The organism is Roseateles aquae, from assembly GCF_032337115.1.
Lineage (GTDB): Bacteria > Pseudomonadota > Gammaproteobacteria > Burkholderiales > Burkholderiaceae_C > Roseateles_C > Roseateles_C aquae.
In genome coordinates this window covers 92,859-105,264 of record NZ_JAVXZY010000003.1, presented here as the reverse complement: position 1 = coordinate 105,264, position 12,406 = coordinate 92,859, and the positions used below count along the sequence as shown (strand labels likewise).

The following is a 12,406-nucleotide window of genomic DNA, read 5'->3' as shown; positions in this document are numbered from 1 at the left end:
TTGCCGCATCCGCCATGCGCACAGTTCTTGTTGCCGCGCTGCTGAATTTGCCGGCAATACCTCACTCCCGGACTTCGGGGGCTGCCCCAGCGGGCATCAGGCTTCCTATAATCTGCGTCCTGAATCCCGAAAAGCGTTCCGCCCAAGGCTTGGGCTTACCCATTCAAGCCGTAATCGGCGCTGCGACACCGATGAACCGTCTAGCCGCCATCCTGCCCGCCAGCAATGTGCTGGTGAACGTGGACGCCACCAGCAAGAAGCGTGTTTTCGAACAGGCTGGCCTGCTGTTTGAAAACAATCACGCGATCTCCCGCGCCCTGGTCACCGACAACCTGTTCGCCCGTGAGCGGCTGGGCTCGACCGGGCTGGGTCATGGCGTAGCGATCCCGCATGGCCGCATCAAGGGCTTGAAGAATCCGCTGGCGGCGGTGCTGCGCGTGCAGCAGGCGATCGGCTTTGATGCGCCTGACGACGAACCGGTCAGCCTGCTGATCTTTCTGCTGGTGCCCGAAGCGGCCACCCAGAGGCATCTGGAAATCCTGTCGGAAATCGCTGAAATGCTGTCGGATCGCGAACTGCGCGAACGGCTCAAGAGCGAGGCCGAAGCCAGCGTCCTGCACCGCCTGATTGCGGATTGGGAACCGCTGAAGTCGGTCGCCTGAGCGCAGCAACCCACGGATGAAGCCCACCTCCATCAGCGCTGACCGCCTGTTCGAAGAACACCGTGAGACCCTGCGCTGGGAGTGGATCGCCGGCCACGCCCACCCGGAACGCCGCTTCGACGACACCGCCGTGCGCGACGCGCAATCGGCCGCCGACCTGGTCGGCTACCTGAACTACATCCATCCCTACCGCGTGCAGCTGGTCGGCCGCCGTGAGGTCGCCTACCTGAGCCAGGCCTCCGGCGATGTGCTGGACCGACGCATCTCGCGCATCGTCACGCTGGAGCCGCCGGTGATCATCGTTGCCGACGACCAGCCGCCACCCGATCGCCTGGTGGCGATGTGCGACCGCGCCGAGATCCCGCTGTTCGTGACCTCCGAATCGGCCGGCCATGTGATCGACGTGGTGCGCTCCTACCTGGCGCAGATCTGCGCCAATCGCAGCACCCGGCACGGCGTCTTCATGGACATCCTCGGCCTGGGCGTGCTGCTGACCGGCGAGTCGGGCCTCGGCAAGAGCGAGCTTGGGCTGGAGCTGATCTCGCGCGGCCATGGCCTGGTGGCCGACGATGCGGTTGATTTCTTCCGCATCGCGCAGACCGCCATCGAGGGCCGCTGCCCCGAGCTGCTCTTGAACCTGCTGGAAGTGCGCGGCATCGGCCTGCTCGACATCAAGGCCATTTTTGGCGAAACGGCGGTACGCCGCAAGATGCGGCTGAAGCTGATCGTCCATCTGGTCCGCAAGGAGACGATGGAGCGCGATTTCGAGCGCCTGCCCTATGAGCCGCTGTACGAGGATGTGCTGGGCATGCCGGTGCGCAAGGTCGTGATCGCCGTCGACGCCGGCCGCAACCTGGCGGTGCTGGTTGAGGCGGCGGTGCGCAACACCATCCTGCAGCTGCGCGGCATCGACACCTACCGCGAGTTCGTCGAGCGCCACCAGCGCGCCATCGAAAAAGGCCTCAGCGAGGAAAACTGAGCCCGCTCAAACGGCCTCCTCTGATGCCGCCGCTCATCCGGCGTTGCGATTCGGGCAATCCTTCTTGATGCAGTTGGCGTACAGCGCCAGCGAATGCTCCTGCAACTCGAAGCCGCGCTCGCGCGCTATCGTGTGCTGGCGATCCTCAATCTGCGGGTCGAAGAATTCTTCAACACGACCGCAGGTCATGCAAACCAGATGGTCGTGGTGATGGCCCTGGTTCAGCTCGAACACCGCCTTGCCGGTCTCAAAATGATTGCGCGACAGCAATCCGGCCTGCTCAAACTGGGTCAGCACGCGGTAAACGGTAGCCAGGCCAATATCGGCTTGCTCGACCAGCAAAGCCTTGTAGACGTCCTCGGCCGTCATGTGGCGCTGGCTGGTGTTCTGGAACAACTCCAGAATCTTGATGCGCGGCAGCGTCGCCTTCAGGCCGCTGTTCTTGATCTCTTCTGTGCGATTCATGGCGCTTGGGGCAAGGCGGGCAGGCACAGGCCTGCCGCTAGAATGGGCCCATCATAGCCAGCTTGACCGCCCATTCCGCCAAGCCCCCAAAAGACATGCGACTGATCTCCCGTACCGCAAGCGCCGCCCCCGCGCGCCGCACCCGCTTGGCATCGGTCGGCCTGACCGCCCTCACCACACTCAGCGCCCTGCTTGGTGGCTGCTCGCAGATGCCCAGCCTCGGCTCGCTGCCCACGGTGGCCGGCGACAAGGTGCTGGGCCTGGTGCGCCCCTACCGCGTCGAAGTCGTGCAGGGCAATGTGCTGACGACCGAGCTGGTCGCACGCATCAAGCCCGGCATGCATCGCAACCAGGTGCGCGACCTGCTCGGCTCGCCGATGCTGACCGATGTCTTCCACGCCGAGCGTTGGGACTATGTCTTCACCATCCGCCGCCAGGGCGCCGAGCCGCAGCGCCGCCAGGTGATTGCCTGGTTTGATGGCGATCAGCTGAAGTCGCTGGAAACACCGGCCGATCTGCCCTCGGAGAAGGAATTCATTGCCGGCATCAACACCTTCAAACCGAAGGGCGATGCGCCCAAGCTGGAATTGAGCGAGGCCGAGCGCAAGGCGCTGCCGCCGCCGGCCAAGCCTGAGGCCGCCGTGGCTGAGCCGGTCGGCCCGGTGCGTGGCTACCCACCGCTGGAATCGAACACATGAGCGCAGCGATTCGTATCGCGGTGGCCGGCGCGTCCGGCCGCATGGGCCGCATGCTGGTCGAGGCCATCGTCAACGCGCCAGATTGCGAGCTGGTCGGTGCGCTGGCGCGTCCCGACAGCCCGGCCCTCGGTCACGACGCGGCGGCCTTTCTGGGCAAGACCTCCGGCGCCCTGATCACCGCCGACTTGCGCGAAGGCCTGAAGAACGCGCAGGTGCTGATCGACTTCACCCGCCCCGAGGGCACGTTGGCCCATCTGGCTGCCTGCCGCGAACTGGGTGTGGCCGTCGTCATTGGCACGACCGGCTTTGACGACGCCCAAAAGGCCGAGATCGCCGAGCACGCCAAGCATCTGGGCATCATGATGGCGCCGAATATGAGCGTCGGCGTCAATGTCGTGATGAAGCTGCTTGATATGGCGGCCCGTGCGCTCAACGAGGGCTACGACATCGAGATCGTCGAGGCCCACCACCGCCACAAGGTCGATGCCCCCAGCGGCACGGCACTGAAGATGGGCGAGGTGGTGGCCGCGGCACTGGGCCGCGACTTGAAGCAATGTGCGGTCTACGGCCGTGAAGGCGTCACCGGTGCACGCGACCCGTCGACGATTGGCTTTGCCACCGTGCGCGGCGGCGACATCATCGGCGACCACACGGTGCTATTCGCCGGCACTGGCGAGCGCATCGAGATCAGCCACAAATCGTCCAGCCGCGTCACCTACGCCCAGGGCAGCCTGCGTGCCGCCCGCTTCCTGGTGCAGCACGGCGCCGGCCTCTACGGCATGGACGACGTGCTCGGCCTGAGCTGAGGCGGCAGCAGCATGGGCGGCTTTGCCGAATACTGGTTGACGGCTGACACGGTGGGCCGCACGGTCGCCCTGCTGCTGCTCACCATGTCGGTCAGCGCCTGGGTGCTGATCCTCTGGAAGAGCTGGGGCCTGCGCCGCGCCAGCCAGGACATCGCCCGCGCCATCCCGGCCTTCTGGGCCGCGGAAAACATTGCGGCCGGCCGTAGCGCCCTGCAGGCCCTGGACCGTGAGGACTTGCTGCAGCCGCTGCTGCAAGCCGCCAGCGCCGAGGCCCGCGCACAGACGCTGGAGGCCGCCGCGGCCCGCGAATCCCAGCTGACCCGCCGCCTGCGCGACGCCTTGCACGGCGTGCTGGCCCAGCTGCAATTCGGCCAGGTGCTGCTGGCCACGATTGGCTCGACGGCCCCCTTCGTCGGCCTGTTCGGTACCGTCTGGGGCATCTACCACGCGCTCTTGAGCATTTCTGCCGCCGGCACCATCACCATCGACAAGGTCTCGGGCCCAGTCGGCGAGGCGCTGATCATGACCGCCGCCGGCCTCGCCGTCGCCATTCCCGCCGTGCTGGCCTATAACATCTTCGGCAAGCGCGTCGCCAACTGCGAGGCCGAGCTCGAAGGCTTTGCCCACGATCTGCGCGAGCTGTTCAAGACCGCGCCGCCCACACCATGAGCTTCGGCGGCCTGGAGCGTCGCGACAGCGGCAAGCCGATGGGCGAGATCAATATGACGCCGCTGATCGACGTCATGCTGGTGCTGCTGGTGATCTTCATGATCAGCGCCCCGCTGATGACCTCCTCGCTGCGCCTGGACCTGCCGCAAAGCGGCGCCGCCACGCCCTCTGACGCGCCGCAAAGCCTGGCGGTGGCCATCAACGCCGCCGGCGAGCTCTTCATCGGCGACGACAAGCTGCCCGCCGCCCAGTTCCAGCAGCGCCTGCAGCAGCAAGGCCAGGCAAGACCTGACACCGAGGTGCAGCTGCGCGCCGACAAGGGCGTGCCCTATGGCCAGGTCGCCGAGCTGATCGGCTGGGTTCAGGCGGCTGGGATGAACCGTATCGCCTTTGTCGCCGAGCCTGCCGCCAAGCCCTGAAGCGCGCTCGGGCGCCTGAATGCCTCAGCACTTCGCGCCCCCCCGGCAACTGCCCTGCCCCGCCAAGAACGGTCGCCCCGACAGCGACCACTACAATTTGCCGCATGAACGACAAGTACGCCCCCAACGAGATCGAAGCCGCCGCGCGGCAGTACTGGAACGAACGCGACGCCTACCGCGTGCTAGAGGACGAGAACAAGCCCAAGTTCTACGCCTGCTCCATGCTGCCCTACCCCAGCGGCAAGCTGCACATGGGCCATGTGCGCAATTACACGATCAACGACATGCTCACGCGTCAGCTGCGCATGAAGGGCTACAACGTCCTGATGCCCATGGGTTGGGACGCCTTCGGCCTGCCGGCCGAGAACGCGGCGATGAAGGGCAAGCTGCCGCCGGCCAAATGGACCTACGACAACATCGCCTACATGAAGGGCCAGATGCAGGCCATGGGCCTGGCGATCGACTGGTCGCGCGAAATCGCCACCTGCAGCCCCGAGTACTACAAGTGGAACCAGTGGCTGTTCCTGAAGATGCTGGAGGCCGGTATCGCCGAGCGCCGCACCCAGGTCGTCAACTGGGACCCGGTCGACCAGACCGTGCTGGCCAATGAGCAGGTGATCGACGGCCGCGGCTGGCGCTCCGGCGCGCTGGTCGAAAAGCGCGAGATTCCTGGCTACTACCTGAACATCACCAAGTACGCCGAGGAGCTGCTGGCGGCCGTGGCCGATCCGAGCAGCCCGCAGTATTTGTCGGGCTGGCCCGAGCGCGTGCGCCTGATGCAGGAGAACTGGATCGGCAAGAGCGAAGGCCTGCGCTTTGCGTTCCCGCACGAGATCCGCGGCGCCGACGGCGCGCTGATCCAGGACGGCCGCCTCTACGTCTTCACCACCCGCGCCGACACCATCATGGGTGTCACCTTCTGCGCGGTGGCCCCCGAGCACCCGCTGGCCACGCATGCGGCGGCCTCGTCGCCCGAGCTGGCCGCCTTCATCGAGGAATGCAAGCGCGGTGGCACGACCGAAGCCGAGCTGGCCACGCAGGAGAAGAAGGGCCTGGCCACCGGCCTCTTCGTCACCCATCCGCTGACCGGCGCGCAGGTCGAGGTCTGGGTCGGCAACTATGTGCTGATGAGCTATGGCGACGGTGCCGTGATGGGCGTGCCGGCCCACGACGAACGCGACTTCGCCTTTGCCCAGAAGTACGGCATTGCAATCAAGCAGGTCGTGGCCGTTGAAGGCGAACAGTTCAGCCTGACCGGCTGGGCCGAGTGGTATGGCGACAAGCAAAAAGGCGTCTGCATCAGCTCCGGCGAACTCGATGGCCTCGGCTACAAGGCCGCCGTCGACAAGGTCGCTGCGCTGGTCGGCGCCAAGGGCCTGGGCGAGAAGAAGACCACCTGGCGCCTGCGCGACTGGGGCATCAGCCGCCAGCGCTACTGGGGCACGCCGATCCCGATCATTCATTGCGACGGCAATGGACCGGGGTCTGACGCCCCCGGGTGTGGCCCGGTGCCCGTGCCCGAGAAGGACCTGCCGGTGCGCCTGCCCGAGGACTGCATTCCGGACGGCAGCGGCAATCCGCTGAACAAGCGTGCCGATTTCCTCAACGTGGGCTGCCCGAAGTGCGGCAAGCCGGCCCGCCGCGAGACCGACACCATGGACACCTTCGTCGATTCGTCCTGGTACTTCATGCGCTATTGCGATGCCAAGAACGAGCAGGCCATGGTCGGCGACGGCACCGCCTACTGGATGCGCCAGGGCGCCGCGATGGACCAGTACATCGGCGGCATCGAGCATGCCATCCTGCACCTGTTGTACGCGCGCTTCTGGACCAAGGTGATGCGCGACCTCGGCCTCGTGAAGATCGACGAGCCCTTCACCAAGCTGCTGACCCAGGGCATGGTGCTCAAGGGCGCCTTCTTCCAGAAGCCGGCCGATGCCGGCAAGAACTACTTCTGGGAGCACGAGGTCCATGTGCAGACCAACGAGCATGGTCAGGTCATCGGCGGCACGCTGAAGGCCGACGGCTCGGCGCTCGAGTACGAGATGACGACGATGTCGAAGTCCAAGAACAACGGCGTTGACCCGCAGGAACTGATCAACCAGTACGGCGCCGACACCGCCCGGCTGTTCGTGATGTTCGCCAGCCCGCCCGAGCAGACGCTGGAGTGGAACGACGCCGGCGTCGAGGGTGCGCACCGCTTCCTGGTTCGGCTTTGGGATTCCGCGCAATTCAACGCCAACACTAACAAGTACTTTAAGGATCCTGGGCAGCTATCTGGCGTACTTGGGTGCGTTACTTTCAAGCGTGTGAAGGAATATCGTCGCAATTTCCACCTCATTCTTCGACAGGTCGACCAGGACTACAGTCGGCTGAGCTTCAACACGGTGATCAGCGGCTGCATGAAGATGCTCAACCTGATCAGCCGACAGAGCGAGCTATGGCAGCGTGGCGATAGTGACGACGAGCAATTGCAAGTGTCAGCATTTGCTCGTGAGGGCTTTTCAATCCTGCTGCGCGTGCTCTACCCGGCCTGCCCGCATATCGCTCACCAACTCTGGCAAGACCTCGGCTTTGCCGACGAGCTGGGCGATCTGCTCGATGCGCCCTGGCCGACGGTCGACGAGGCCGCGCTGGTGCAGGAAGAGATCGAGCTGATGCTGCAGGTCAACGGCAAGCTGCGTGGCGCCATCAAGGTGCCGGCGGCCGCCGACAAGGCCGCCATCGAGGCCGTTGCCCTGGCCAGCGAGGACTTCGCCAAGTTCAGCGAAGGCAAGGCGCCGAAGAAGGTCATCATCGTGCCGGGCCGGCTGGTCAATCTGGTCGTCTGAGCATGACCCAGCTCTCACGTCGCCAGGCCTTGGGCCTTGCCAGCAGCGCCGCGCTGCTGCTGGCCGGCTGCGGCTTCGAGCTGCGCCGCGAGCCCGAGCTGCAGTTCAAGACGCTGGCCTTGCAGGGCTTCCAGCCCGCCAGCCCACTGACCTTGGAGTTGCGCCGCCAGATCGAGCGCAGCACGGTGCAATTGCTGGATGACCCGAACCGGGCCGATGTGGTGCTGGAAGCGCGCCGCGACACGCAAAGGAAAACCCAGGTCGTTCCTGGCATTGCCGGGCAGGTGCGCGAATGGCAGCTGCGCCTGGAGCTGGACTATCTGGTGCGCACGCCGGCCGGCGAAATCCTGCTGCCGCGCACCGAGCTGCTGATGACGCGCGATATGAACTACGCCGAAGGCCAGGCCCTGGCCAAGGAGCAGGAAGAGCTGCAGCTGTTCCGCGCCATGCAGTACGACGCCGCTGCCCAGGTGATGCGCCGCCTGGCCGCCGTGCGCCTGAAAAACTGATATGCGGCCCCTCGTCCAAGCCCTGGCTTGGCCGGTCCCCCGTGGGGACGGCGCTGCTTGCCGGCATGACCGGCCAAGCATCGCCAACCGCGGGCCGGCTTGGGAGCGGCCCTGCGCTCGGCCCGCCACGCTGTTGAGCCACCATGCCTGCGTACAGGCACCGGAGAACTGAATGCAGCTGCGTCCCGACGCATTGGCCGCGCATCTGGCCAAGGGCCTGAAGCCGGTCTACACCGTCTATGGCGATGAGCCGCTGCTGGCGCAGGAGGCGGCCGATGCGATTCGTGTGGCCGCCCGGGCCCAGGGCTATGGCGAACGCAAGGTCTTCACCGTGGCCGGGGCCCATTTCGATTGGGCCGGCGTGCAGGGCGCCTCGCAGGCGATGAGCCTGTTTGCCGAGCGCCAGCTGATCGAGATCCGCATTCCCTCCGGCAAGCCCGGCAAGGACGGTTCCGAGGCCTTGCAGCGCTATTGCGAGACGCTGTCCGATGAGGTGCTGACGCTGCTGGTGCTGCCGCGGCTGGACAAAACACAGACGAGCAGCGCCTGGTTCCTGGCGCTGGACGGCGCCGGCGTCACCGTGCGGGTCGACCCGATCGAACGCCGCGCGCTGCCACAGTGGATCGCACAACGCCTGGCCGCCCAGGGCCAGCGCGTCGCCGACGGCGAAGAAGGCCAGCGCAGCCTGGGCTTTTTTGCCGACCGGGTCGAAGGCAATCTATTGGCCGCGCACCAGGAACTGCAAAAGCTGGCGCTGCTGCACCCACCCGGGCTGCTGAGTTTCGAGCAGATCGAGGCGGCGGTGATGGATGTGGCCCGCTTTGATGTCTTCAAGCTCAGCGAAGCGGTGCTGTCCGGCCAGGTTGGCCGGCTCTTGCGCATGCTCGACGGCCTGGAGGCCGAGGGCGAGGCCGCTGTGCTGGTGCACTGGACGCTGGCCGAGGACATCCGGGCGCTGAAGAAGGTGCGCGATGCGCTGGACGCCGGCAAGCCACTGCCCATGGCGCTGCGCGAAGCGCGGGTCTGGGGGCCGAAGGAGCGGCTTTTCGAGCGCATTGCCCCGGGTCTGCACAGCCACAATCTGCTCAGCTTGGTCGAAGCGGCCCAGGTCTGCGACGGCATTGTCAAAGGCCTGCGTCACCCGGCCTGGCCGCTGGAACCCTGGGGTGCCCTGCGCCGCCTCGCATTGATGCTGGTTGAGGCCACGCAAGGCGAGCCGCGAGCCCGCGGCAACAGCGCCGCCCTGGTTCTGAAGTCCTGAGCCGTTTCGTCCTTGGCCGGCGTGCCGGCCAGCTGAAAACGCGCTATGGTTCAGGGCAGCGATGGCCCTGGGAGGACTTCGATGCTGAACGCTTGTGCTTCGCGCCTGCTGCTCACCGTGCTTGGCCTGCTGCCGCTGCCGGCCCTGGCCGTGCCCTGGCTGGTGCAGGTGCGGGGCAGCCACGGGCAGGCGCTGGCCGATGCGGTCGTCGCCGTCGAGCTCAAGGGCCAGCCCAGCAAGGCGCCGGCCACGGCCAGCGCCCAGATGGCGCAGCGTGATCGCCAGTTCCAGCCCTATGTGCTGGTCGTGCAGACCGGCACACCGGTCAGCTTTCCTAACTTCGACACGGTGCGCCACCACGTCTACTCCTTCTCTGCCGCCAAGAAGTTTGACCTGAAGCTCTACGCCGGCACGCCGGCCGAGCCGGTGGTGTTCGAAAAAGCCGGCGTCGCCACCCTGGGCTGCAATATTCACGACAAGATGAGCGCCCACATCGTCGTCGTTGACACGCCACTGTTCGGCAAGACCGATGCCCAGGGCCAGTTGCAGCTGGAGCTGCCCGCCGGCGAGCACCAGCTGAAGATCTGGCACCCGCGGCTCGCCCTGCCCCAGCTGCAAAGCCAGGCGCTCAGCGTTGGCAGCAGCAGCGGCCAGAGCAGCGTCAGCCTGAATGTCGGCGACTGAAGCGATGCGGCTGCCCGGATTCCTGAACCTGCGCCGGCTCGAGGGCCGCATCGTGGCGCTGTTCCTGGCGCTGCTGCTGGTCGTGCAGCTGGCCAGCTTTGCGCTGATCTCCAACACCATCGCCCGCAATGCCGACGCCTCGATCAGTCAGGAGCTGGCCACCGGCGAGCGGGTGTTCCGACGCGTGCTCAGCACCGATCTGCAGCAGCACCAGAGCGAAGCCAAGCTGCTGGAGGCCGACCACGGCTTCCGCCAGGTGCTGGAAGAAGGCCTGAACAGCCAGGAGTTGCGCGACACGCTGAAAGACGCGCTGAGCAGCCACGGCGAGCGCGTGCAGGCCAGCCTGGTGGCCTATGCCGATCCCGAACTGAAACTGGTGACGGCCACCAGCGATCAGGCACCGGCCTTTATCGCCCTGCTGCCGCGACTGATTGAAGCCCAGCGTGCCAAGAGCGCCGACAGTACCGCGGCCAGCCTGGCCGTGGTCGGCGGCAAGGCCTATCAGCTGGTCACCGTGCCGGTGCGCGCTGCCGGCCTGGGCGGCTGGGTCTTGATGGCCTTTCAGCTTGACCAGGCCCAGCTGCAGGAGTTGCAACAGCAATCGCGGCTGCAAGGCCTGCTGCTCCTGCATGCACCGGGCCAGCGCTGGCGCGCCCTCGGTTCGGTGCTGGACGACATCGACAGCGCCGCGCTGAGCGCCCAGCTGCCACCGCAGCCTGAGCCCGGTCAGTTCCCGCTGAAGCTGGGCGCCGAACACCTGCGCGGCATCTACCTGAAGCTGCTGGACGATGGCCAGCAGCAGCTCGGCGTGCTGCTGCTGCGCAGCTTTGACGAAGCCGTGGCCCCCTACCGGCAGCTGCAGCTGATCCTGCTGGCACTGACACTGCTGGGCGTGCTGGTCTTTGCCTTGGGCAGCGTGCTGATGGCCCGGCGCATCAGCGGCCCGGTCAAGGCGCTGGCCGAATCGGCCGAACGTCTCGGTGCCGGTGACTACGACACCCCCGTGCAGCGCACCTCGACCGATGAGATCGGCGATCTGGCCCAGGCCTTCGAAGGCATGCGCCAGGGCATTCGCAAACGCGAGGAACAGGTGCACCGGCTGGCCTTCTGGGATCAACTGACCGACCTGCCCAACCGCGAGCAATTCAGCCAGTTCCTGCTCAACCGCATCCAGCACGATGACTCGCCCTGCGCGGTGCTGATGTTGGATCTGGACCGCTTCAAGCATGTCAATGATGTGCTCGGCCATCGCTTCGGCGACCAGCTGCTGTGCGGCGTGGCCGAGCGGCTGCAGACCCTGCTGCGCGCCGACCGCCACTTCCTCGCCCGGCTGGGCGGCGACGAATTCGTGCTGTTGCTCGATGGTGCTGGCGAGGAACAGGCACTGGACGCTGCTCTGCGCATCCACCGCAATTTCGAGCATCCGCTGCAGATCGAGGAGCAGACCGTCGACCTCAGCGCCGGCATCGGCATCGCGCTGTACCCACGCCATGGCCGCGAGGTCAGCGTGCTCTTGAGCCGTGCCGAGCTGGCCATGTATGCGGCCAAACGCTCGCAGGCCGGCAGCCAGGTTTACACACCCAGTTTCGACGCCGGCAGCCAGGAATCGCTGTCGCTGCTGGGTGAGTTGCGCCGCGCGGTCGAGAACGGCGAGCTGCGCCTGTTCCTGCAGCCCAAGGTCGATCTGCGCAATGGCGCGGTGATCAGCGCCGAGGCCCTGGTGCGCTGGGAACATCCGCAGCGCGGCCTGGTGCCGCCGATGCAGTTCATTCCTTTTGCCGAGCAGACCGGCTTCATCCGCAGCCTGACCGCCTGGGTGCTGGAAGCCTCGGCCGACGCCTGGGAACGTGCGCAGGCACGGGGTCAGGCCTTGCGCATCAGCGTCAATCTGTCGACCCGCGATCTGCTCGACCAGGACCTGCCGCTGAAGATAGGTGCCATCCTCAAGGCGCGCGCGGCGCCGCCACAGGCGCTGTGCCTGGAGATCACCGAGAGCGCCATCATGGACGACCCGCAGCGCGCGCTGATGACGCTGGAGCATCTCAACGCGATGGGCTTCAAGTTGTCGATCGACGACTTCGGCACCGGCTATTCCTCGCTGGCCTATCTGAAGCGCCTGCCGGTCGACGAGCTGAAGATAGACAAGAGCTTTGTGATGGCGATGGAGAGCGATCTGGACGATGCCAAGATCGTCCGTTCAACCATTGAGCTGGCGCACAACCTCGGCCTCTCGGTCGTGGCCGAGGGCTTGGAAACGGCAAAGACCTGGAAGCTGCTGGCCGCGCTGGGCTGCGACGAGGGGCAGGGCTATTACATCGCCAAGCCCATGCCCGAGGCGCAGTTCATGCAATGGCTGGCCAACTGGCGCCCACCCGAGCTGGGCGACGAGTCGCCGGACACGGTGATGGCCGGGCTCGGTTGAG

Annotated in this window: 12 protein-coding genes; 11 read left to right on the top strand and 1 reads right to left on the bottom strand. The window is 66.2% G+C overall.

The window, feature by feature from the left end; all coding sequences use genetic code 11:
* The first annotated feature begins 191 nt into the window (after positions 1 to 191).
* The gene (locus RQP53_RS09280) at positions 192 to 662 is read left to right on the top strand and encodes a PTS sugar transporter subunit IIA (protein ID WP_315650349.1); all 471 of its coding nucleotides are present in this window, start codon (positions 192 to 194) and stop codon (positions 660 to 662) included.
* A 16-nt stretch (positions 663 to 678) separates the two neighbouring features.
* Positions 679 to 1,641, top strand: coding sequence for an HPr(Ser) kinase/phosphatase (gene hprK / locus RQP53_RS09275; protein ID WP_315650020.1), 963 nt, complete (start codon positions 679 to 681; stop codon positions 1,639 to 1,641).
* A gap of 33 nt (positions 1,642 to 1,674) precedes the next feature.
* Here hprK and fur read toward each other — a convergent pair whose 3' ends face one another.
* Positions 1,675 to 2,106 carry a ferric iron uptake transcriptional regulator gene (gene fur / locus RQP53_RS09270; protein ID WP_315650019.1) on the bottom strand — a complete coding sequence of 144 codons (432 nt, stop codon included), beginning with the start codon at positions 2,104 to 2,106 and terminating at the stop codon, positions 1,675 to 1,677.
* A 95-nt stretch (positions 2,107 to 2,201) separates the two neighbouring features.
* Between fur and RQP53_RS09265 the strand changes: the two genes are divergently transcribed.
* The 9 genes from RQP53_RS09265 (at position 2,202) to RQP53_RS09225 (ending at position 12,405) form a co-directional block, all read left to right on the top strand.
* A complete protein-coding gene (locus RQP53_RS09265) occupies positions 2,202 to 2,804 on the top strand; it encodes an outer membrane protein assembly factor BamE (protein WP_315650017.1) in 603 nt (200 codons plus the stop codon).
* On the top strand, positions 2,801 to 3,610 hold the full coding sequence (dapB, locus tag RQP53_RS09260; protein WP_315650015.1) for a 4-hydroxy-tetrahydrodipicolinate reductase: 810 nt from the start codon (positions 2,801 to 2,803) through the stop codon (positions 3,608 to 3,610). The genes RQP53_RS09265 and dapB overlap by 4 nt, the downstream gene beginning before the upstream one ends.
* Positions 3,611 to 3,622: 12 nt before the next feature.
* On the top strand, positions 3,623 to 4,279 hold the full coding sequence (locus RQP53_RS09255) for a MotA/TolQ/ExbB proton channel family protein (protein WP_315650014.1): 657 nt from the start codon (positions 3,623 to 3,625) through the stop codon (positions 4,277 to 4,279).
* On the top strand, positions 4,276 to 4,698 hold the full coding sequence (locus RQP53_RS09250; protein ID WP_315650013.1) for an ExbD/TolR family protein: 423 nt from the start codon (positions 4,276 to 4,278) through the stop codon (positions 4,696 to 4,698). The genes RQP53_RS09255 and RQP53_RS09250 overlap by 4 nt, the downstream gene beginning before the upstream one ends.
* A 104-nt stretch (positions 4,699 to 4,802) precedes the next feature.
* The gene (gene leuS, locus RQP53_RS09245; protein WP_315650012.1) at positions 4,803 to 7,529 is read left to right on the top strand and encodes a leucine--tRNA ligase; all 2,727 of its coding nucleotides are present in this window, start codon (positions 4,803 to 4,805) and stop codon (positions 7,527 to 7,529) included.
* A 2-nt stretch (positions 7,530 to 7,531) separates the two neighbouring features.
* Complete coding sequence (locus tag RQP53_RS09240; protein WP_315650011.1) at positions 7,532 to 8,038, top strand: LPS-assembly lipoprotein LptE; 507 nt, start codon at positions 7,532 to 7,534, stop codon at positions 8,036 to 8,038.
* 172 nt (positions 8,039 to 8,210) lie between these two features.
* Positions 8,211 to 9,299: a DNA polymerase III subunit delta gene (holA, locus tag RQP53_RS09235; RefSeq protein WP_315650009.1), complete on the top strand. Its 1,089-nt coding sequence runs from the start codon at positions 8,211 to 8,213 to the stop codon at positions 9,297 to 9,299.
* A gap of 81 nt (positions 9,300 to 9,380) precedes the next feature.
* Entirely contained in the window at positions 9,381 to 9,983 is a 603-nt protein-coding gene (locus tag RQP53_RS09230; RefSeq protein ID WP_315650007.1) for a methylamine utilization protein, read from the top strand.
* On the top strand, positions 9,970 to 12,405 hold the full coding sequence (locus RQP53_RS09225) for a putative bifunctional diguanylate cyclase/phosphodiesterase (RefSeq protein ID WP_315650005.1): 2,436 nt from the start codon (positions 9,970 to 9,972) through the stop codon (positions 12,403 to 12,405). Before RQP53_RS09230 ends, RQP53_RS09225 begins: the two co-directional genes overlap by 14 nt.
* The last annotated feature ends 1 nt before the right edge of the window (position 12,406 follow it).

Coding starts and splice junctions, on each gene's coding strand:
- fur (WP_315650019.1), bottom strand. CDS start 2,106: ATGAATCGCACAGAAGAGATCAAGAACAGCGGCCTGAAGGCGACGCTG.
- RQP53_RS09250 (WP_315650013.1), top strand. CDS start 4,276: ATGAGCTTCGGCGGCCTGGAGCGTCGCGACAGCGGCAAGCCGATGGGC.
- holA (WP_315650009.1), top strand. CDS start 8,211: ATGCAGCTGCGTCCCGACGCATTGGCCGCGCATCTGGCCAAGGGCCTG.
- RQP53_RS09240 (WP_315650011.1), top strand. CDS start 7,532: ATGACCCAGCTCTCACGTCGCCAGGCCTTGGGCCTTGCCAGCAGCGCC.
- RQP53_RS09255 (WP_315650014.1), top strand. CDS start 3,623: ATGGGCGGCTTTGCCGAATACTGGTTGACGGCTGACACGGTGGGCCGC.
- leuS (WP_315650012.1), top strand. CDS start 4,803: ATGAACGACAAGTACGCCCCCAACGAGATCGAAGCCGCCGCGCGGCAG.
- dapB (WP_315650015.1), top strand. CDS start 2,801: ATGAGCGCAGCGATTCGTATCGCGGTGGCCGGCGCGTCCGGCCGCATG.
- RQP53_RS09230 (WP_315650007.1), top strand. CDS start 9,381: ATGCTGAACGCTTGTGCTTCGCGCCTGCTGCTCACCGTGCTTGGCCTG.
- RQP53_RS09280 (WP_315650349.1), top strand. CDS start 192: ATGAACCGTCTAGCCGCCATCCTGCCCGCCAGCAATGTGCTGGTGAAC.
- RQP53_RS09225 (WP_315650005.1), top strand. CDS start 9,970: ATGTCGGCGACTGAAGCGATGCGGCTGCCCGGATTCCTGAACCTGCGC.
- RQP53_RS09265 (WP_315650017.1), top strand. CDS start 2,202: ATGCGACTGATCTCCCGTACCGCAAGCGCCGCCCCCGCGCGCCGCACC.
- hprK (WP_315650020.1), top strand. CDS start 679: ATGAAGCCCACCTCCATCAGCGCTGACCGCCTGTTCGAAGAACACCGT.